Here is a 19183-nt window from a genome sequence, read left to right on the forward strand (position 1 = left end):
CCAGCCGCCCATAGCGGCAATTCCCGCAACCCTTTGCGACATTATGGAACAAGGATGTGGCGAAGCGTTCGTTCTCCGGCCATCTCTCCGTTCCTAACGCGCGTGGCGCAGCTTGGCTAAGCGCTCAAACTGCGGGGCCTGAGGGGGCGGGATGCAGGGAAAACGAGGCACTTACCGGAGCAACGACAGTCTGGGGCTCGTCCTCGCGTCGATGGTGGTCAGTGCTGCCCTTTCTGGAGAGGCCCGGGCTCAGCGCGTCGACGACAACGTCATCACCAACGCAAACGACGCGTTCGGCCAGTCGGTCGGGAACGAGCGGGTGGGGCTCTACGGTACCGACGACGTGCGCGGCTTCAACCCGGTCGATGCCGGCAATGCGCGGATCGAGGGGCTCTACTTCGCCCCGGTCGACCGCCTGCCCAACCGCCTGACGCGCGGCAGCCGCGTACGCGTCGGCATTGCCGCGCAGGGCTACCCGTTCCCCGCGCCGACCGGCATCGTCGACTTCGAGCTTTCGGCTTCGGGCGATGCGGACCAGTTCACCGTTGGGCTGGAACGGGCGCAGTTCGGCTCGTTGCTGGGCAGCGTGGATGCCAATTTCGCCTTGGCCGGTGACCTGCGCGCCTACCTTGGCGGGACTGTCCGGCGGCAGAACCGCCACGAGGGTGGCAACTTCAAGTCGTGGATCGCATCGGGCGGGCTGGCATGGAAGCCCTATCAGGGTGCGAGTGTGATCGCCTTCTGGGGCCGCACCCGCACTTATGACGACGAAGCGGCGCCCGCGCTGTTCCCCGGCGGAGACTACCTGCCGCCGCAGATCAAGCGCCGCGAGATGATCGGCCAGAGCTGGAGCGACCGCGACAACGCCCATGAGATATACGGCGCGCTGGCCAAGCTCCCGGTGGGCGATTGGCGCATCGAAGCCGGGCTGTTCCGCGCCGAGCGGCGCGTCGATGCGAATTTCACCGACATCTTCGCCAACCTGCGGCCCGATGGTGCCGTTGCCAACCGGGTCATGGTCGTCGATGGCAACAACCGCGATCTGACGGTTTCGGGCGAGGCGCGGGTGGTGCGCACCTTCGCCGACGGACCGCTGGCCCACCGGCTGACCTTCAGCTTTCGCGGGCGGACCGGCGACCGCCGGTTTGGCGGGGTACAGCGCATTTCGCTCGGCCCCAGCAGCCTGAACTTCGCTGACGAGCGGCCGAAGCCGGCGATTGCGCTCGGCGTGGATGACACAGACGATTCCTCGCAAGGCACGCTGGGTCTGTCCTATTCGCTGACGCAGCCCGGCCGCTTCCTGGTTGACGCGGCGATTGCCGGATCGCGCTACAGCAAGACGATCCGCTTCGTCAGCGCGGGGCTGATCACCTCCAACCGCGACCGGCCCGTTACCGGCAGTCTGACCGCAAGCTATACGATCAGTCCGTCACTGTCGCTTTATGGCGGGCATGTACGCGGATTCGAGGAAGTGTCCGTCGCGCCGCAGAATGCCACCAATCGCGGCGCGGTGCCGCCGGCAATCCGCACCCGCCAGACCGACCTTGGCTTGCGCTATGCCGTCACGAAGAACCTCAGCCTCGTGGCAGGCGTGTTCGAGATCAGCAAGCCCTACTACAATCTCGACGATCAGCTGCTCTATCGTGATCTGGGCTCGTCTTCGAACCGAGGCGTGGAGATGTCGTTGACCGGAACGCTGCGCCCCGGTCTTTCGGTGGTGCTGGGCAATGTCCTGATCGATTCGCGCATCAGCGGCGAACTGGTGAACGAGGGCCGGATCGGTGCGCGCCCGGTCGGCACGATCCGCCGCCGCTCGATCGCCAACGTCGACTGGCGGTTCAACGAGGGCAGGAGCCCGCTGTCCTTCGATCTTGCCTTCGAAAGCCTCTCGGCGCGCGTCGGCAATCCTTCCAACAGCCTCTACGCCCCACCGCGAGAGATGCTCGATCTGGGGATGCGCTATCGCTTCTCGGTCGGGTCGACCCGCGGCCTGCTGCGGTTGCAGCTGGCCAACGTGTTCGACGACTATGGCTGGCAGGTCTCGTCGAACGGTGCATTCCTCTATTCGGCGGGCCGACGCCTGCTTGCGGAATTGCGTTTCGATTTATGACACCGGAACAGGAGGGGGTGCTTCCTCGAGAGCCGGGGCGAAAGCCCAGTGGCAGGACACGCAGCGTGCGTTGATCGCCTCCCCGGCTGCAGTAAGGCCAGCAAGATCCTTGCGCTCGGCGGCCTGCGCACTTGCTGTAGCGGCAGCTTCCAGATCGCCCGCAAGCTTGTCCCAGCGCGGGTCTTCCTGTCGGTAGGGCGCGCCGCGCAGCACTACGGCAAGCTGACGCAGCGTCAGTGCATCACTTTCCGCATCTTCCCACTCCTCGTCCGTCTTGGGCGCACCTGAATGCTCACCGGTCTGATCAATCGTGACGGCAGTCCACCCCCACAGCTGATAGGCGTTGCGCTGCATCACATGGCCCATCAGCTCGGGCAACGGCAGTGGTTCGGGAGCAGCGCCTTGCGCGCGCAGGGCGGTCGATGCGATGGCGCCGCTCGCAAGGCTGGCTGCCAGGAGAAGAATGGTACGGTGTTTCACAGGTGTCCTCATGTGCGGAGCCAAATGCATCTCCGCACGCCCCTGGGCAGGCCTTACTGCTATGGGCAGCGGTAACTAAGGCACGGTTTCTCATATGCTCATGCCTTGCTGTTGCAAGCTGTAGCCAAGCAGGATTTGTGCTTTCGATAGAACATTTTGTCGGTTCAAACTGGTGCCAGACAAGGTGAAATACACGCCCCCGCTTGTGAATCGCGGAAATCTCTACTAAAGAGGTAGAGACGGCTGCTACCCTGCGCAGGATGCTTCGCCAAAGCGAGCGAGGGGAACGCGCATCATGCCGATTTCACACGATACCCGCGTCTCGTCTCATGCCGGTCGGCCAAGTGTCGGGCAGCGGAGGCGGACATGAACTTCCAGCAACTGCGCTATATTCGCGCGGCGGTGAAGAACGACCTCAACCTGACCAAGGTTGCGAACGAGTTGTTCACCTCGCAATCGGGCGTGAGCAAGCAGATCCGCGAACTGGAGCAGGAACTGCGCGTCGACATCTTCGTGCGCCGGGGCAAGCGGCTGGTTGGCCTTACCCCCGCCGGGGAGAACGCCGCCCGCGTGATCGACCGGTTGCTGCAGGAGGCAGACAACCTCAAGCGCCTGTCTGACCAGTTCGCACAGGCCGACAAGGGCCGCCTGATCATTGCCGCCACGCACAATCAGGCCAACTACGTCCTGCCGCGCCTGCTGCTGCAGTTCGGGCAACTTTTCCCGAAAGTGGAGGTCGAACTGCTGCAGGGCAGTCCGAGTTTTGTTGTCGATGCGCTGGTGCGCGGCGAGGCGGACATTGGTGTGGCGACCGAGGCGGTGGACGGCAATCCCCATCTGGAGACGCATCCCTGCTTCATCTGGCGGCACGTGGCGATCGCGCCGAAGGGACACCCCTTGCTGGCATTGGAAGCCCCCAAGCTGGCAGACATCGCGCGCTATCCGATCATCACCTACAATGCGGAGTTTTCCGGCGGTTCGCGGGTGCTGGAGGCTTTCGAGCAAGCCGGAGTTGAAGTCGACCTGCGCCTGCGGGCCATGGATGCGGATGTGATCAAGACTTATGTCCGCCTCGGCGCGGGCGTCGGCATCGTTGCGCAGATGGCGGTTGAGGGCGGAACTGACAGCGAGTTGCGGGTGGTTACCGGCTCCGATGAGCTATTTGGCACAGGCACGACCAAGATCGCGCTGCAGAAGGGCACCTTGCTGCGCAACTATGCCTACCAGTTCGTCGCGAAGCTCGCCCCGCATCTCGATGCCGATGTGTTGAGCGGCAAGAAGCGCGCATCAGGACTTTCGCAGGTGCCCGAAATTGCGCCATTTACCGATCGTCACGATCTTCACGTGCCCGGAGGGGCGGGGGCGGCTCCATTCGCCATTCCCGCATCTGCCGTGCCGCAATTGCACCACTGACTGGACGATTGATGAAAGATCTGACGATGAAGGACCTGACCGTAAACGGTGTTGGACGCCGCGATTTCCTGACCGCAACCGGTCTTGCGCTCGCTGCTGTTCCAGCCGCGGGCCTCGCGCGGTCGGTAGAGCTGCCCTTCGGCAATGGCGCGCGCCCGCTCGTGCGCTTTCCGCAGAAGCGCGAGATGATCCTGCTTACGACGCGCCCGCCGCAGCTGGAAACGCCGTTCGAGGTGTTCAACCAGGGGCTGATCACGCCGAACGACGCCTTTTTCGTGCGCTATCACCTCTCGGGCTTGCCCGACGTGATCGACCCGGCGACGTTCCGTCTGAAAATCGGTGGCCACGTCGGCAAGCCGCTCGAACTCTCCCTCGCCAGCCTGAAGCGCGATTTCCCGGTGCAGGAAATCGTCGCGGTAAACCAGTGCTCGGGCAACAGCCGTGGCTTTGTCGAGCCGCGCGTTGGTGGCGGGCAACTTGGCAACGGTGCGATGGGCAATGCGCGCTGGCGCGGGGTGCCGCTCAAGGCCCTGCTCGACAAGGCAGACGTGCGCGAAGGCGCGCGGCAGGTTACGTTCAATGGCCTCGACAATCCGCCGCTCGACGGCATCCCCGATTTCGTCAAGGCGCTCGACCTCGATCATGCCCGGGATGGCGAAGTGATGGTGGCGTTCCAGATGAACGGGCAGGACTTGCCGTTCCTCAACGGCTATCCGCTGCGCCTGATCGTGCCGGGGCATTACGGCACCTACTGGGTCAAGCATCTGAACGAGATCAACGTGGTCGATGCCCAGTTCGACGGTTACTGGATGAAGACCGCCTATCGCGTGCCCGACAACGACTGCAATTGCCTGATCCCCGGCCAGAAGCCGGACAAGACCAGGCCGATCGGCCGGTTCAACGTGCGCTCGTTCGTGACCAGCCATGTCGATGGCGCGAAGGTCGCGGCAGGGCGGACGGTCGAGCTTCGCGGCATTGCCTTTGCGGGCGGATCGAACATCGCGCGCGTGCTGGTTTCTCCAGATGACGGACAGAGCTGGCAGGAAGCGCGACTGGGTGAGGATCTGGGGCGCTATTCCTTCCGCGAATGGCGGCTGGGCCTTGTCCTGCAGAAGGGCGCGCACGCGATCAGGGTCCGCGCGCAGACAGTGGATGGCGAGACGCAGCCGCTCGAACAGCGCTGGCAGCCTGCGGGCTACATGCGCAACGTGGTGGAAACGTTGAAGCTGGAGGCCGCATGATGCGCCGCGCACCGATTATTCTCGTGGGCGCTGCGGCGCTGCTGTCCACGGCAATTGCCGCAAAGCCGGTGACGTTCTCAGCTCCGGCAGAGAGCACCCCGGCAGAACTGGCCGATGCTGAGGGCGAGGTGGTGGTCAACGCCTGTTCGACCTGTCACTCGCTCGAATACATCGTGACCCAGCCTCGCGGGAAGGGCGCTCAGTTCTGGAAGGACTCGGTGGTCAAGATGATCAACGTCTACAAGGCCCCGGTCGAGCCTGCTGAGGCCGACGCGGTGGCGGCGGTGCTGGCGAAGAAGTTCGGCTGAGCCAAAAGCTAAACGCAAAAGGGGCGGGGCGCATATCGCACCCCGCCCCTTTTCATGCTGGTCGGGCGATCAGCGGTCGATAACCGCCTCGTCCGAAGGCACGCCAACCGCGCCGCCGCCGAACGGACCGTTGTTCTCGGCGCAGATGCGTTCGTAGTGCTCGTATTGCAGCGGCTTGCCCGGGGCGTTGACCGGCTTGACGTCGAAGTGCCAGCCGTCGGGCTTGTCCGCCACCGTGTAGCGTCGCGCAGGGATCGTGGCTGTCCAAGGCTGCGAGTAGACCGTGGGATCGGTGAAGGTCGCCACGTAGTTGAAGCGCTTGCCATCGGCATCGAACACGAAGCGTTCGGCCACGGTCGCGTTCTCGCTCATGAAATCGCCATAGCGGCCGAACAGCGCCTTGCCGTTGTTGTTGCGCGTGTCGACGACCAGCGTGTTGCCTTCCCAGTGGCCGCGCGAATCCCCGTTCCACAGCTTGATCTCGGGCGAGAGATACGGCGATCCGTCAAGCCGGATGATCCGCGTGCCGGAATCGAACAGGAACACGACGTATCCGGGATACTGCCGCACTTCATAGCCATGCCACATGAACGACTTGGGCACGCCCGCAGGGGCGCAGCGCGCCAGCGGTTCGATGTAGCGGGGCTTGATCGGGTTGGGGAAGTTCTTGGCAAAGTCCTCCTGCAGCGCACGGGCGGCGGGGAGGTAGGGGATCTGCCCGTCCCCCGGATCGGACACACGGCTCGGCGCGCGCTGGTCACGCGGGAGCTTGGCCGCTGCAGAAGGCTCGCCCGGAGGCCCGGCTTGTGGATCGGTGAAGTTGCTGTGGTTCGAGATCGTGTTCGACCAGAACCCGCTGACATCGGGCTGCCCATCGGCCAGCCGCGCGCCAGTCCACTCTGCCGAGACGATGGTAGGCACTTCCTTCTGCCAGCGGATTCCCGGAGCAGTCGGTTGCGCAGTCGGTTGTGGGGCGGGGGTAGCTTCCTGAGCCGAAGCCACGGGCGCGACCCCGGCGAGCAGCAGCGCTGTGGCGGCGCAAACGGTCTTGCGGTTCATCACTTGCCGTCCTTGTGCGGATAGAACTGCTCGTATTCGAGCGCGTAGCAGTAGTCCTCGATCAGCTGGAAACCCTTGTCGCGGCGGCGATGGAGGAGGACATTGATCGTCCATGGCTTCGTGTAGATGCCCGGCTCGTCGAGCGTGGCGCTGTAGGAAATCGTGTTGGGATCGACGAAAGTCCAGCGCTCCACCACGTGCAGGTCCGGCCCGTGGAAGTTGCCCGCACGGTCGAGCCAGGTCTCCTCGTTGAAGTCCGCCACGTCGACGACGAGCGTATCGCCTTCCCAGTGGCCCCGGCTGTCGCCCAGCCAGAATTCCTGATGCTTCTCCTCCGGATGGTCCGAACCATCTGTGCGGATGGTGCGCACCTGGTTGCCGAACTGGTGGACCAGCGTCAGGTCCTGCGCGCGCTGGAACACCTGGAACGGCGCCGGGTAATAGACCCCGCGCGGCACGCCCAGCACCCAGCACTTTAGGCGCGGATCGTCCTTGGTCCGCGCGGCGAAGTTGCGGGCCCGCCGCTCCAGAGCCTCGGGCGTGTAGGGAATCTTGCCCCCCTCGACCACACCCGGCCCCGGCGGCGCGTCGCGACGGCCGGCATGGGGTTCGAGATCGTAATCGGCCTCGCCCAGCACCTGCCAGATGCCGGAGAAATCGGGCTTGCCATCGGCCTGACGCGGGATCGCGGGCGCGGCAGGGGCGGCGGCCACTGCCGGTTTGGCAGGTGCCGCCCCGGCAAGCGCAGGCATAGAAAGTGCGGTCGATGCCGCCAGCAGGATCGCTGCCTTACGGATCATCTCACTTCCCCACGGGCGGCGGCGGCGCGTCCGGCGCACTGCCGGTCTGCACCTTGCGGCCACCGGGCAGGACCACGGTGGTGGCATAGCCGAACGGCCCGCCATTCTTGGCCTTGTACCCGGCCAGGCGGATCGGCACGCCGGCATGGACATTGTCGCGCGTGATGTTGCTGGCGCGCAGCGAGGTCGGCGTGCCGAACTCGAAGCCCCAGTTGGTCACCGACCCGTCCTTGTTCTTGACGTCAAGGTAGATCCAGCTGTGCGGATTGACGAAGCGCACCTTGGTCACCACGCCATCGATCACCAGCGGCTTGCTGGAATCGAACTCGGCGGCGAACGCGTGGTGGGCAAGGCTGGCGGCTGGCAGGGCAACCAGCCCTGCCAGCGCCGCAGCCCCTGCGATCAGAAGCGACTTGCGGTTCATCTCTCTGGCCTCCTTCAGTATTTCACGCGCAGCAGCGCGCCCACGTAGCGGCGGGGGCCGATACCGTCGTAGCCGACCGGGGCGGTGTTGCTGAAATCGTTGACGCTGGTGGTGTACTGCGTGTCGAACAGGTTCTTGGCGACGATGCTGAACTCGGTCTCGACCCCGTTCAGCTCCTTCGACACGCCGATGCCGGCGTCGGTCAGGTGGTAAGCCTTCTGGAACCCGTAGGGCGAAAGCAGCTGCTCCAGATTGTGCGACGAACGCCATGTGTCATTGGCAAAGAGGCGCAGGGTGAAGCCGCTGTCACCGATCGGCTGGTCATAGTTGAAGCCGAGGATCACGTTCCACTTCGGCGCGCCGACGACCTGCTTGCCGGTGTTGTTGCAGACCGGGATAGAGGACGGCACGTTGCGTGGGCAGGTGGCCGTCGACCAGTCGGTATAGACCGCGTCGTTGTAGGCCCCGCCGAAGTTGAACGAAAGCGCATCGCTCACCCGCAGGTGCCCGTCCACTTCCACGCCGCGCGCGCGCAGGCCCGGGATGTTGCCAAGGCGCGAGCTGAAGCCGCTGGGCGAGGCCGCATCGGCAAAGCTCGTGACGTTCTGATAATCGCGAACCTTGGTGTGATAGAGGTTCACGTTGAGCTGCAACGCTTTGTCGAAGAATGCACCCTTCACGCCCAGCTCGAAGTCCGTGGTGCGCTCGGGCAGGATGTTGGCGCGGGTGCCATCGTTGAGGAAGGCCACCGCACCTGACTTGCCCCCGCCACTGGCCGAGGCATAGAGCAGCATGTCGTCCGCCAGCTTGTAGTTCGGGTTGATCAGCCACGAGACCGAGCCATCGCGGATCGGCGTGCCGAGCAGGTCGGTGTAGGCGGCACCAAGCTGGGTGTTGCGGATAATGTCCGCCGTGGCGTTGCCCGTCGAAACCAGGGCACGGCCATCGACGAAAGTCGCGCCGCGCGTGGTGATGCTTTCCTTCTGTTCCCAGGTGTAGCGCAGGCCGCCGGTCACGGTCAGCCGGTCGGTCAGCTTCCAGTCGACCTGGCCGAACACGGCCTGGCTCTTGGATACAGGGTTCTGGTAGGTCGTCGAAAACACGTTTTCGAGCGACGCGCGCAGGAAGGGCAGGTTCGCCGCCGTGTTCAGCGTGTTGTACTGGCCGTTCGTTGCATAGAACGCACCGGCATCGCGGCCAAACAGGTTGCGGCTGGTCGTGTCGGTATCGATCTTGAACAGGTAAAGCCCGGCCTGGAAATGCAGGGCATCGGTGAGGTTGCCGCTGAAGCGCAGTTCCTGCGAGAGCTGCTCGGTGTCGACCAGCGTGCCGCCGCGCGCGATGGCAAAGCGGGTCTGCTCGCTGTCGTTCTTGGCATCGAAGTGCAGCTTGCGCCATGCCGAGATCGACTTGATCTGGATGGGGCCGACATCCCAGTCGGCTACCAGCGAAACGCCGCTGTTGCGGGTGATCAGCGGTTCGGCCTGATCCATGTCGATTGTCGTCAGAGAACCGATTATCGGGGTATAGCCGCCGAAGTAGCTGCGGGCGAGGCGGGTCGTGTAGGTCGTGCCGCGCACCGAACCATCGTCGAGCGTCCTGGGATCGATGGTGAAGGGCTTGGTGTTCGAGTTCTCGTTGGTTTCGGCGCTGTCGGCGTTGATCTTCACCGAGAAATTGTCGGCCGGCTTGAATAGCAGCTGCACGCGCCCGCCCCAGCGGTTGCGCTCATGCCAGCGCCCGCCGCGCGCAGGATTGACGTTGAGGATGTCGCCATCCTGCTTGTCGAGGAAGAACGAGGCGCGGAACGCTAGCACGTCCTCGATGATGCCGGCGGAGTAGGAACCGCGCGCCTTGAAGGCCTTGCGGGTGAAGCCCTTCTCCAGCTCCAGCGTGCCTTCGGGATCGAAGCTCGGCGCCTTGCTGGTGTACTTGATCACGCCGAGCGAGGTGTTCTTGCCAAGCAGAGTGCCCTGTGGCCCGCGGATGATTTCCACCTGCTGCAGGTCGGTAAAGTCCTGATAGGTCATGCCGACATGGCCGAGGAACACGTCGTCGACGATGGTGCCGACCGCGGCCTCCATGTTGTCGTTGCCGCTGGTCTTGCCGATGCCGCGCAGCGACACGCCGGTGCGGCGGGCGTTCGGTGTCGTCGCGGTCAGGCCCGGCGCGCGCTGGGTCAGATCGGCAATGGTGAACACGCGCTGCTGGGCGATGGTCTCGCCGCTGAGCACGGTGATCGGGATCGGCACATCGTTGATGTCCTCCTCCCGGTTGCGGGCGGTGACGACGATGCCACCGGCATCGTCAAAGGCAGCAGCGTCCGCCGCGTCGACGGCAGCAGCGGGTGCTTCCTGCGCATAGGCGGTGGAAGCGGTCGAAAGGAGCAGCGCAGCAGTGAAGGCCTGCGCGCGCGTGGAGAGGATGCGCATGTGTGGGATTCCCTGAGATCGTTCTGTTCTGATTACTTGCCGGGGCGGTCGACGCCCTTGGTCAGCGTGGCGATGCGGTAGGCCGAACCACGGCCCACGGCGTAGAGGTGGGCGTGCTCCTTGCCGCCGAAGGCAAGGTTCTGCGGCTGCTTGGGCAGCTTGATCACGCCAAGCGGCTGGCCTTCGGCCGAGAACACCTCGATGCCGAGCGTGCTGGTCACGAAGACCCGGCCGTCCTTGTCGACGACAATGCCATCAGCCCCGCTGGTCGGGCCGGTCGGTGTGGTCTTGAATCCTGCAAGCTTGGCGAAATCGCGGCGCCCGGTCAGGCTGCCGTCGGCGTTGACCGTCCAGGCAAGGACGTATTCGCCCTGCGTGTTGGCAACATAGACGGTCTTTTCGTCCTGGCTGAGCGCCACTCCGTTGGGGCGGCGGATATCGTCGGCGACGAGGTGAACCTTGCCCTTCCTGTCGAGCCAGTAGAACCCGGTCTTGGGCGGCGTGGCAGGAGCAGCCGCGCCGGGAGCGGGGTTTGCGCCGGGATCGGAGAAGTAGATGTTGCCGTTGCGAGCGAGCGCAAAGTCGTTCGGGCGGCCGAGCGGCTTGCCGTCAAACTTGCTCGCCAGCACCTTGGGCGTCGGCTGCAGCACGGCAATGCCCGAAGGCGCGGTCTGGACGGCGAGCAGTTCGCCCTTGGCCGAGAGCGCCAGCGCGTTGGCACCGCCGGTCTTCTCGAGGTAGGTCGAAACCGAGCCGTCGACGCCAAGCTTCACGATGCGGTCGGCGCGGTTTTCAGTGAACAGGATCGAACCATCGGCCAGCGCGATCGGCCCTTCGGTGCCCTCGAAACCTTCGCGGACCACTTCGACGCGGGTTCCGGCAGCGACCACGCCTGCAATCTCGGGCGTCACGATCTTCTGGCCGTAGAGGAAGCCACCTTCGGCAGCATAGTCCTCGACACCGACGGCACCAACCACGTTGAAGCCCTTGGCTGCGAGCAGGCCTGCTGCCTTCTGCGCGCGCCCGGCGTGGTTGGAGACCGTCACGATCTGGCGGTCACGCGGAATGTAGGAAAGGAAGCGATCGAGTTCGCTGATCTGGATGTTGAGGAACACCGGCAGCCCGCCGAGCTGACTGATTTCGTCGGCGCGGCGCACGTCGATGAACACCACCTTGTCGGGTGTCGCCAGCAAGGCGTCGATCTTCGCCTTTTCGAGCTTGGGTGCAGCAGGGGCTTGCGCTGCGGGTGCGGCGGCCTGGGCGAGTGCGGGCTGCGTCGGCGCCATGGCTACGAGCGAAGCGCCGAGCGCGAGAAGCGTGACCGTGCCGTGCTTGCGCGCAGCCTTGAAGTTTTCGATCGGCATTGTGACCCCCATCTGGAAATGAATTCGATGGGTGGCGCTTAATCATTCAACACATAGGCAAAAACAAACGAATCGGAATATGCTTATGCATCCAAAACGTCACTTTTCCGGAACGCAGAAAAGCCTCCTCTTCAAGTATATCTGAAGAAGAGGCTCTATATTCTGCAATGATTTTTCTATCAGCTGAAGCCGATCCACCGCCCTGCTGCTGCCACCGTGATCCATGCCAGCGACGAGGACAGCGCCGCAACCTGGATTCGGCCAAGAACTGGTGCCGTGTTGCTCCGGTTCTCGAACCAGCCTGCCGCAATCGCCGCGCCCAGCGCGAGCACTACGGCAACGAGTCCCGGCAGCGCGCTGCCTTCAGGTGCAAACTCCAGCGATAGCAGCACCGCCAGTACCACCACGCCGCCCAGTGCTGCCAGATAGGCAGCACGGTAACGGGCAAGGCTGGCGGCGAACAGCAAGAAGCCAGCGAAGGCCACGATCAGCGAGCCTGAGGAAAGTTCGCTCGTTGCGGTGAACAGCACCAGCGCGACCAGCCACAGCGTGCCCGCGGCAATAGCAAGGCCGAGCGGCTGCGGGCCGTCGGTGCCTGCATTCTCGCGCACCTGCCGCGAAACGGCGATGCTCAGCAGGATCGCGGCGACCAGCGCGATCATCTTCACGAAGAACGCGCCGCTCGGCAGCAGGGTGACGATCGTCGCCACGCCCATGTAGATGCCGGTGGCGATCGTGCCGACAATGCCGATGCGCAGCCACGGGCGGGTGGCAGCCTCGACCGTGGATGCAGGGACGTCCTTGAGGATTGCCCCGAGCAGGCGCAGGTTCAGCACCAGCACCGCGCCGCCGAGGATGACCATCGAGAGCAGGTGCGCAGTTTCGACAATGGCGAAGAGCCAGGTGGTCTGGTTCAGGTCCTTGATCCACCCGATCTGGGCAAAGCTGTCGAGCGGGGCCTGCAAAGTGGGCAGGGCATCGCGGAAGTTGACGCTCATTGTGCGATCTCCTCGTCAATCTTTTCAAGCGTCTGGTCATAGACCTCGCACTGCGCCACCGCGCCGACCAGCGGGCCGGGGTTCATGCACTTGGTCCAGTCGTAGGCCATGTAGCGGCCGGCGAAGATCACCACGAACCACAGCGCGATGGAGGTTGCCCCGGATACGCGCACCGGGCGCGGCGGCACCGGCGCTTCGTCCCATTGCGGGCGGTTGGCCCGGACTCGGTAATGACACCAGAAGATGTTGATGGCCGCCACCACGAGGAAGCCGAGCTTCAGGCGGAAGGCGAAATTGTGCCAGTATTCCAGCGGATTGGAGAAAAACAGCAGGCTCCCCGTGACCAGCAGCACGGCAAATCCGCACACCGTCCAAGGCAACACCTGGTCGGCCACGCGCGATACCGGCACGTTGCGGAAGGCAACCCCAAGCAGCCGCAGGTCGACGAACAGGATCGTGCCGGCAAACAGCATCAGCGTGAGCACGTGCGTGCCCTCAAGCAGCATCCACAGCCGCTCGGACGATAGCAGTTGCGCGCTCCACGAGGTATCGGGAACGATCTTGCCGGTTGCGTCGAGTGTTGCGCCGAGCCGGTATTGCAGCTCTGCCAGCCAGTGCGAAATCATCGGTTTCCTCGTTCCATCCATCCGCTGCCGCAACCGCTGCTGAAGGGCGCACGCAAGCGTGCTGCAGCGGGTGGCAACGAGGCGAGGGTTACTGCGCTAGGGGGCCTGCCGGAACGATGCTTTGCTCATAACCTTGACACCGTCAGTGCTAACGGGCCGCTTGCCGTCTGGCTTCAAGAGCGATGCCCGCAAGGTTCTGTTCGCGCTTGATCCAGCGAATTCTGCGCGGGCGGCACTGCGCGGTGAGCGCAAGCAGGGCCTGCGTCCGGTCGCTTGTCGCCACACCGCTCGACAGCGCGGCATTGGCTTCGCGTACCGCTTCCAGCGAGTCACCCAGCAGATCGAAGTCCTGCAGTCCCAGATTGCGGGCGAGGTACAGGGCGCAGAGCAGGGCCTGCCATTCCGCCGAAGTGTTGGTCCCGCTGCCAAGGTCGTCGAAGTAGTGTCGGTCCCCGCGGATCACCACTGCGGCCTCGATCAGGCCGGGGTTGGGCCGACAGCCACCATCGAAGAATATCTTGAGCCCGCGCATCGCGCCAGACTAGCCGGTACTGCAAACGGGACGCAATCCTGCCGCATCGAACGGGGCTGAAACCTCCTGCTGCCAAGAACGTTTGCGCAATCAGAACGTGGGGTAAGCACCTGCGAGGAGGGCAATGCCATGAATGCACCGCGAGAGAGCAAGATCGCCATCGGGAGCCATGTGCTCCATCCCGAAACCCTGATGCTAAACTACGGCTACGACCCCTTGCTGTCCGAGGGTGCGGTCAAGCCGCCGGTGTTCCTGACTTCGACCTTCGTCTTCCCCACGGCCGAGGAAGGCCGTGACTTCTTCGATTATGTCGCCGGCCGCAAGGAGCCGCCGCCGGGGCAGGGCCGGGGTCTTGTCTATTCGCGCTTCAACCATCCCAACAGCGAGATCGTCGAGGATCGTCTGGCGGTTTACGAAGGCGCCGAGGCCGGCGTCGTCTTCTCGTCAGGCATGTCCGCCATCACCACCACGCTGCTCGCTTTCGTCCGGCCGGGCGAAGTCATCCTCCATGCGCAGCCGCTCTATGGCGGGACCGAGACGCTGCTGGCCCGCACTTTTGCCAATCTCGGCATCGGCGCCGAAGGCTTTGCCGATGGTCTCGACGAGGGCGCGGTCATGGCCTCGGCGCGGCGGGCGATGGCGCGTGGGCCGGTGGGCATCGTGCTGATCGAGACGCCGGCCAATCCGACCAATGCGCTGGTCGACATCGCGATGCTGCGGCGGGTCTGCGAGGCTATCGGCCTTGAGCAGGAACGGCGGCCGCTGCTGGTCGTCGACAATACCCTGCTCGGCCCGGTCTATCAGCAGCCGCTGCGCCATGGTGCTGATATCTCGGTCTATTCTCTGACCAAGTACGTCGGCGGTCACTCGGATCTGGTCGCCGGAGCAGCGCTCGGACCGGCGGCGCTGATGCGCGACGTGCGCCTGCTGCGCAGCGCCATCGGCACGCAGCTTGATGCGCATAGTTGCTGGATGCTTGGCCGTTCGCTCGAGACCTTGGGCCTGCGGATGGAGCGCGCCAATGCCAACGCGGTGGCTGCGGCACAATTTCTGGTGCAACATCCGGGGGTAAAAAGCGTGGCTTCTCCGTTGTTTGCAGCTGAGGGATCGGTCGAGGCCGAGGTCTTTGCGCGGCAGTGCGGGGGTGCCGGGTCGACGTTTTCGTTCGATATTGCCGGCGGGCAACCGGCAGCGTTCAAGTTTCTGAATGCATTGCAGATTTTCAAGCTGGCCGTCAGCCTGGGCGGGACGGAATCGCTGGCGAGCCATCCTGCAACGACGACGCATTCGGGTGTGCCGCAGGACGTGCGCGAGCGCTTCGGCGTGCGCGATGCGACAGTGCGTCTTTCGATCGGAATCGAGCATCGCGATGATATCATTGCAGATTTGCGCCAGGCTCTGGAGGTGGCAGCCGCGTAGCAGCGATTTCCAACTCTACCCCAACTCTACCCCAACTCTCGCGAACTCTCGGGCAACTCTGCGAGGCAAAGGGGGAACCCGGGCAGGCAGACGGGGGGCAAACGGCAATTGACGACATAGCTGCGCCGCCTTCACTTGCCTGTCCCTAAGTTCATATGGCCAGTGCCCCGACAAAGGTGTTTCATGGGAGCATAAGGACACTGCAAACCGCAGGCCTTTTTCCCCATTGACGGGATGCCCCTTCCATGATGAGCGACCGTAAAGCCGCGCTGGCTGCGCTTGGCCAGTCCAGTGCCCTTACCATCGAGACGGTGCTGTCGGTCCGACATTGGAACGAGCACCTGTTCAGCTTTTCGATCACCCGACCGGCGTCTTTCCGATTCCGCTCGGGCGAGTTCGTGATGGTTGGCCTGCCGCTTGAGGGCAAGCCCTTGCTGCGTGCCTATTCGATCGCCAGCCCGGCTTGGGCAGAGGAGCTGGAGTTCCTTTCGATCAAGGTGCAGGACGGTCCGCTTACATCGCAATTGCAGCATGTCGAGGTGGGCGATCCGATCCTGCTGGGCCGCAAGCCGACGGGGACGCTGGTGGCCGATGCCCTGACGCCGGGGCGGCGGCTATTCCTGTTTGCCACCGGAACCGGCCTTGCGCCGTTCCTGTCACTGATCCGCGATCCGGATATTTACGAGCGTTTCTCGCAAGTTGTCGTGGTCCATTGCGTGCGGCAGGTCTCGGACCTTGCCTTCCGTGAAGAGCTTGAAGGACATCTGGCGGGCGATCCGCTGGTGCAGGATCAGGCGCTGCTGCAGCTGATCTACGTGCCGACAGTCACTCGCGAGGCGTTCCACACGATGGGCAGGATCAACGATCTGGTCGAGAACGGCCGCCTGTTCGAAGGCCTCGAAGGCCCTGCCGCGCTCGACCCGGAGACCGACCGCGTGATGCTGTGCGGCAGCATGGCGATGATCAAGGGGCTGACCGGGATGCTAGAGGAGCGCGGCTTCGTCGAAGGCTCCAACAACCGCCCCGCCGATTTCGTGATCGAGCGCGCCTTCGTAGGATAGATCGCGCCGGTCTTGACCCTAAGCGCGAAGGCTCCGGCGCCGCATCGCGCAGCGCCGGAACGGATCAGGCGAGCGCGGCCTTCACGTATTCAGGGCGCAGCGGAATGCGGCGTACCGGCTTTCCGGTGGCATCTAGCACTGCACCAGCGATGGCAGGCGCGGCGAGCGCGTTGGCGCTTTCCGAGCCTTGGCCATAATTGCCCGCAGCAAGGTTGGTTTCGAACACGATCTTGAGTTGCGGCATCTCTGCCATCGTCAGGATCGGGTAGGTCGCCCAGTCCACCGAGGTGATCGCGCCCTGATCGAACGCGACTTCCTCATGCAGTGCCTGACTGACGCCCATCAGGCACCCGGCCTGAATCTGGCGGCGCAGTTGCAGGGGATTGATCACGATCCCGACGTCGGCGACCATCGTCATCCGCTCGACCTTCACTTCGCCGGTCTCCGGCGTCACCGCGACGTGTGCGGCGCAGGCCCAGTAGCCGTTGTCGCGCAGCATGATCGAAAGACCGCGGCCCTTCACCGTGCCCTTGCCGCTGGCGCGCGCGCCGGGGGCGGGGGAGGGACGATTGTCCCAGCCGCTCTCGATGCGCAGCTTTTCGAGGATTGCCTTGAATCGCGGATCGGTGACGTGGTCGAGCCGGAACTGCAGCGCGTCCTTGCCTGCAAGCATGGCGGCTTCGCTGATCGCTAGTTCGCGAGGAAAGTTCTGCTGGAACTGGATCGGCGTGCGCATCGAATGGTCACGCAGGCCGACGGCGAGGGGGGACTCCTTCTCGCCGATCTGCCAGGTGCTGAGGCCCTTTTCTCGCACGGCGGGCACCGAGCCATAGACCCACGTGTCCTGCACGTCAGTGATGCCGACCTGAAACGGATCGTTGCTTGCAGGCGCGGGGGAGTCGATCACCGGCAGTCCGGCGAGAATCGCGCCGACCAGACGGTCGTCCTGCATCGGCGGGACGTGGTGCTGCGCGCTGTAGCCCGCAATGCGGCCGTCCTTGTCCAGACGGATGTCGATGTCTGCCAGCGCGCAGGAGGACTGCGTCGTCCACTGCATGTCGTCTGCGCGCATCCACTGCACGCGCACCGGACGGCCCAGTTCGCGTGAGAGCAATACAGCCTCGTCCTCGGACCCGGCGCTGCCGCCGTTCGAGCGGCCATAGTGGCCCGAACCGGGGTAGGTGCGCACGACGACCTTGTCCTCGCCCGTTCCGAGCATCTTGGCGATCATGTGGCGCAAGTGCTGCGGGTTCTGGCTGAGGGTGTGCAGCGTCACCGAACCGTCCGGGCGGTAGTCGGCCAGCGTCACCATCGGGCTGATCGGCGCGTGCTTGTGATAAGGCAGGAAGTACGAGGCCTTGTGCTCGCGCGCGGTGGCGGCCATATCCGGCTCGCCCTTGTTGGCGGCACCGTCCCTGACCGGGAAGGCAGACCAGTCGGCCTTGGTGCGCAAGTGCTCGGCGAGGCCTTCGTGGCCGGGCAGGCCCTTCCATTCGCTCCACTGCGTTTCGGCAGCGACCGCTTGTGCTGCCTGAACGGCTTCCCATTCATCTGGTGAGACGACCGCGAGCAGGTTGCCGATCGTGACCAGACGCGCACCTGGGAACTGCGCACTGTCGAGCTTGCCCGCCTTGACCAGCTTCGAGCCGAGGGTTGCCGGGTGGATCGTGCGGGCATGGAGCATGCCGGGCAGGGTCACGTCTCCGACCCATACCGCTTCGCCCGATACCTTGGGCCGGGTCATCGGGTTGGCCGAGGGCTTGCCGATGATGGTGTATTCCGACACCGGCTTCATCGGCGGATCGCCCTTGACCATCAGGCCCATCGGGCTGGTCAACGCGCCTTCGACCGGGATCGTAAGCTTCAAGTCCTGACCCTTGACCAGCTGCGCATAGCTGATCGACTTGCCGCCGCCCGAGATCACGCCGTCCTTGACCGAGAGCGCCTTGCGATCGACGCCGAGCTTGCCTGCCGCCACTTCAAGCGCAGCTTCGCGCATGTAGGCCGCTACCTTGCGCAGGTTCTGGACGTAGCCCAGCAGCCAGAAGGTGCCGCCACCATCGGGCGTGCGGTCGGTGTCGCCGGTGATGACCGTGGTCATCGCCGAAAGCGGGACGCAGAGTTCCTCTGCCACGATCTGGCGATAGGCGGTGTTGACGCTGCTCTGGCCGAAATCGCATTTGCCGGTGCGGATCGTCACCGCCCCTGTCGCGTCGATTTCGATCCAGTTGGCGGGAATGGCTGCATCGAGCGAGGCTTTCGCCCCTGCCTCGGCCGAAGCCTTGACCGGCAGGCTCACGGCAACCGCGAGAGCGCCGCCAGTGCCGATGAAGGCGCGGCGCGAGAGCCTTGCGCCGTGGATGTCGACAGCCGCGCTCATGCCGCGCCCCCTTCGGCCATAAGCTTCGCGGCGCGGTGTGCGCCTTCGAGGATCGCGGCGTAGCTGCCACAGCGGCACAAGTGCGGCGAGGGGCCGGAGGTGGTGAGCGCTTCGGTGATCTGCGCATCGGTGGGCTTGGGGTTGGTCTCGAGCAATTAGGTGACCTTGATCATCATGCCGAACTGGCAGATCCCGCATTGCGGCACCTGCTCATCAACCCAGGCCTGCTGGACCGGGTGCAGCCGCTGTGGATCGGGCTTCAGTCCCTTCTTCTGCGCCCAGCGCGCGGGCAGGCCGTCCACTGTGGTGACAGGCTTGCCTTCGAGCGCGGCAATCGGAGTGACGCAGGCGCGCACTTCCTCATCGCCCAGCAGGACGGAGCAGGCCCCGCACTGGGCAAGCCCGCAGCCGAACTTGACGCCTTTCACGCCAAGTTCGTTGCGCAGGACGTATAGCAGGGGCGTATCGGGCGAAGCCTTCACTTCGCGCTCCTGCCCGTTGACCACGATCTTTGTCATGCCCCTGAAATCCTTCCG

General features: G+C 64.5%; 18 protein-coding genes. 6 read left to right on the forward strand and 12 right to left on the reverse strand.

Going from position 1 to position 19183, the window contains the following annotated elements; genetic code table 11:
* Positions 1–151 precede the first annotated feature (151 nt).
* On the forward strand, positions 152–2110 hold the full coding sequence (locus ACZ1JX_RS03010) for a TonB-dependent receptor domain-containing protein (protein WP_465125316.1): 1959 nt from the start codon (positions 152–154) through the stop codon (positions 2108–2110).
* Here ACZ1JX_RS03010 and ACZ1JX_RS03015 read toward each other — a convergent pair.
* The gene (locus ACZ1JX_RS03015) at positions 2105–2590 is read right to left on the reverse strand and encodes a hypothetical protein (protein WP_465125317.1); all 486 of its coding nucleotides are present in this window, start codon (positions 2588–2590) and stop codon (positions 2105–2107) included. The genes ACZ1JX_RS03010 and ACZ1JX_RS03015 overlap by 6 nt on opposite strands.
* A 366-nt stretch (positions 2591–2956) precedes the next feature.
* Here ACZ1JX_RS03015 and ACZ1JX_RS03020 point away from each other — a divergent pair, with 366 nt between their 5' ends.
* The 3 genes from ACZ1JX_RS03020 to ACZ1JX_RS03030 are packed head-to-tail and all read left to right on the forward strand — an operon-like array spanning position 2957 to position 5552.
* Entirely contained in the window at positions 2957–4003 is a 1047-nt protein-coding gene (locus ACZ1JX_RS03020; RefSeq protein ID WP_465125318.1) for a LysR substrate-binding domain-containing protein, read from the forward strand.
* An 11-nt stretch (positions 4004–4014) separates the two neighbouring features.
* Positions 4015–5244: a SorA family sulfite dehydrogenase catalytic subunit gene (gene sorA / locus ACZ1JX_RS03025; RefSeq protein ID WP_465125319.1), complete on the forward strand. Its 1230-nt coding sequence runs from the start codon at positions 4015–4017 to the stop codon at positions 5242–5244.
* Positions 5241–5552 (forward strand): cytochrome C, encoded by a 312-nt coding sequence (locus ACZ1JX_RS03030; RefSeq protein ID WP_465125320.1) that lies wholly within the window; start codon positions 5241–5243, stop codon positions 5550–5552. The genes sorA and ACZ1JX_RS03030 overlap by 4 nt, the downstream gene beginning before the upstream one ends.
* A gap of 69 nt (positions 5553–5621) precedes the next feature.
* Here the strand turns inward: ACZ1JX_RS03030 and ACZ1JX_RS03035 are convergent, their stop codons facing one another.
* The 8 genes from ACZ1JX_RS03035 to ACZ1JX_RS03070 form a co-directional block, all read right to left on the reverse strand.
* The gene (locus ACZ1JX_RS03035; protein ID WP_465125321.1) at positions 5622–6611 is read right to left on the reverse strand and encodes a hypothetical protein; all 990 of its coding nucleotides are present in this window, start codon (positions 6609–6611) and stop codon (positions 5622–5624) included.
* Positions 6611–7411, reverse strand: coding sequence for a hypothetical protein (locus ACZ1JX_RS03040; protein WP_465125322.1), 801 nt, complete (start codon positions 7409–7411; stop codon positions 6611–6613). Before ACZ1JX_RS03040 ends, ACZ1JX_RS03035 begins: the two co-directional genes overlap by 1 nt.
* Position 7412: 1 nt before the next feature.
* Positions 7413–7835, reverse strand: coding sequence for a DUF6152 family protein (locus tag ACZ1JX_RS03045; RefSeq protein ID WP_465125323.1), 423 nt, complete (start codon positions 7833–7835; stop codon positions 7413–7415).
* 14 nt (positions 7836–7849) lie between these two features.
* The gene (locus ACZ1JX_RS03050; protein WP_465125324.1) at positions 7850–10267 is read right to left on the reverse strand and encodes a TonB-dependent receptor; all 2418 of its coding nucleotides are present in this window, start codon (positions 10265–10267) and stop codon (positions 7850–7852) included.
* A 32-nt stretch (positions 10268–10299) separates the two neighbouring features.
* A complete protein-coding gene (locus ACZ1JX_RS03055) occupies positions 10300–11631 on the reverse strand; it encodes an SMP-30/gluconolactonase/LRE family protein (RefSeq protein WP_465125325.1) in 1332 nt (443 codons plus the stop codon).
* 179 nt (positions 11632–11810) lie between these two features.
* Positions 11811–12629, reverse strand: a complete 819-nt coding sequence (locus tag ACZ1JX_RS03060; RefSeq protein WP_465125326.1) for a DUF6644 family protein — start codon at positions 12627–12629, stop codon at positions 11811–11813.
* Positions 12626–13255 (reverse strand): DUF6644 family protein, encoded by a 630-nt coding sequence (locus ACZ1JX_RS03065; RefSeq protein WP_465125327.1) that lies wholly within the window; start codon positions 13253–13255, stop codon positions 12626–12628. The genes ACZ1JX_RS03060 and ACZ1JX_RS03065 overlap by 4 nt, the downstream gene beginning before the upstream one ends.
* Before the next feature lie 148 nt (positions 13256–13403).
* Complete coding sequence (locus ACZ1JX_RS03070; RefSeq protein WP_465125328.1) at positions 13404–13787, reverse strand: reverse transcriptase-like protein; 384 nt, start codon at positions 13785–13787, stop codon at positions 13404–13406.
* Between the two features lie 129 nt (positions 13788–13916).
* Between ACZ1JX_RS03070 and ACZ1JX_RS03075 the strand changes: the two genes are divergently transcribed.
* Together ACZ1JX_RS03075 and ACZ1JX_RS03080 are read left to right on the forward strand one after the other, a co-directional pair.
* Positions 13917–15206 carry a cystathionine gamma-synthase family protein gene (locus tag ACZ1JX_RS03075; RefSeq protein ID WP_465125329.1) on the forward strand — a complete coding sequence of 430 codons (1290 nt, stop codon included), beginning with the start codon at positions 13917–13919 and terminating at the stop codon, positions 15204–15206.
* 248 nt (positions 15207–15454) lie between these two features.
* On the forward strand, positions 15455–16267 hold the full coding sequence (locus ACZ1JX_RS03080) for a ferredoxin--NADP reductase (RefSeq protein WP_465126345.1): 813 nt from the start codon (positions 15455–15457) through the stop codon (positions 16265–16267).
* Positions 16268–16331: 64 nt separating this feature from the next.
* On the opposite strand, the gene ACZ1JX_RS03085 is transcribed toward ACZ1JX_RS03080, so the two are convergent.
* From ACZ1JX_RS03085 to ACZ1JX_RS03095, 3 genes are read right to left on the reverse strand one after another with little or no spacing between them, the layout of a single operon-like run.
* The gene (locus ACZ1JX_RS03085; protein WP_465125330.1) at positions 16332–18647 is read right to left on the reverse strand and encodes a xanthine dehydrogenase family protein molybdopterin-binding subunit; all 2316 of its coding nucleotides are present in this window, start codon (positions 18645–18647) and stop codon (positions 16332–16334) included.
* Positions 18644–18802, reverse strand: a complete 159-nt coding sequence (locus tag ACZ1JX_RS03090; RefSeq protein ID WP_465125331.1) for a hypothetical protein — start codon at positions 18800–18802, stop codon at positions 18644–18646. The genes ACZ1JX_RS03085 and ACZ1JX_RS03090 overlap by 4 nt, the downstream gene beginning before the upstream one ends.
* A complete protein-coding gene (locus ACZ1JX_RS03095; protein ID WP_465125332.1) occupies positions 18803–19165 on the reverse strand; it encodes a (2Fe-2S)-binding protein in 363 nt (120 codons plus the stop codon). It lies immediately after the preceding gene.
* Positions 19166–19183 lie beyond the last annotated feature (18 nt).

The organism is Novosphingobium sp. BL-A-41-Hi4A-0G (genome assembly GCF_055521735.1).

Bases quoted from the DNA above. Each gene is read 5' to 3' on its own strand.
- ACZ1JX_RS03010 (WP_465125316.1), top strand. From the start codon at position 152: ATGCAGGGAAAACGAGGCACTTACCGGAGCAACGACAGTCTGGGGCTC.
- ACZ1JX_RS03020 (WP_465125318.1), top strand. From the start codon at position 2,957: ATGAACTTCCAGCAACTGCGCTATATTCGCGCGGCGGTGAAGAACGAC.
- sorA (WP_465125319.1), top strand. From the start codon at position 4,015: ATGAAAGATCTGACGATGAAGGACCTGACCGTAAACGGTGTTGGACGC.
- ACZ1JX_RS03030 (WP_465125320.1), top strand. From the start codon at position 5,241: ATGATGCGCCGCGCACCGATTATTCTCGTGGGCGCTGCGGCGCTGCTG.
- ACZ1JX_RS03035 (WP_465125321.1), bottom strand. From the start codon at position 6,611: ATGAACCGCAAGACCGTTTGCGCCGCCACAGCGCTGCTGCTCGCCGGG.
- ACZ1JX_RS03040 (WP_465125322.1), bottom strand. From the start codon at position 7,411: ATGATCCGTAAGGCAGCGATCCTGCTGGCGGCATCGACCGCACTTTCT.
- ACZ1JX_RS03045 (WP_465125323.1), bottom strand. From the start codon at position 7,835: ATGAACCGCAAGTCGCTTCTGATCGCAGGGGCTGCGGCGCTGGCAGGG.
- ACZ1JX_RS03050 (WP_465125324.1), bottom strand. From the start codon at position 10,267: ATGCGCATCCTCTCCACGCGCGCGCAGGCCTTCACTGCTGCGCTGCTC.
- ACZ1JX_RS03055 (WP_465125325.1), bottom strand. From the start codon at position 11,631: ATGCCGATCGAAAACTTCAAGGCTGCGCGCAAGCACGGCACGGTCACG.
- ACZ1JX_RS03060 (WP_465125326.1), bottom strand. From the start codon at position 12,629: ATGAGCGTCAACTTCCGCGATGCCCTGCCCACTTTGCAGGCCCCGCTC.
- ACZ1JX_RS03065 (WP_465125327.1), bottom strand. From the start codon at position 13,255: ATGATTTCGCACTGGCTGGCAGAGCTGCAATACCGGCTCGGCGCAACA.
- ACZ1JX_RS03070 (WP_465125328.1), bottom strand. From the start codon at position 13,787: ATGCGCGGGCTCAAGATATTCTTCGATGGTGGCTGTCGGCCCAACCCC.
- ACZ1JX_RS03075 (WP_465125329.1), top strand. From the start codon at position 13,917: ATGAATGCACCGCGAGAGAGCAAGATCGCCATCGGGAGCCATGTGCTC.
- ACZ1JX_RS03080 (WP_465126345.1), top strand. From the start codon at position 15,455: ATGAGCGACCGTAAAGCCGCGCTGGCTGCGCTTGGCCAGTCCAGTGCC.
- ACZ1JX_RS03085 (WP_465125330.1), bottom strand. From the start codon at position 18,647: ATGAGCGCGGCTGTCGACATCCACGGCGCAAGGCTCTCGCGCCGCGCC.
- ACZ1JX_RS03095 (WP_465125332.1), bottom strand. From the start codon at position 19,165: ATGACAAAGATCGTGGTCAACGGGCAGGAGCGCGAAGTGAAGGCTTCG.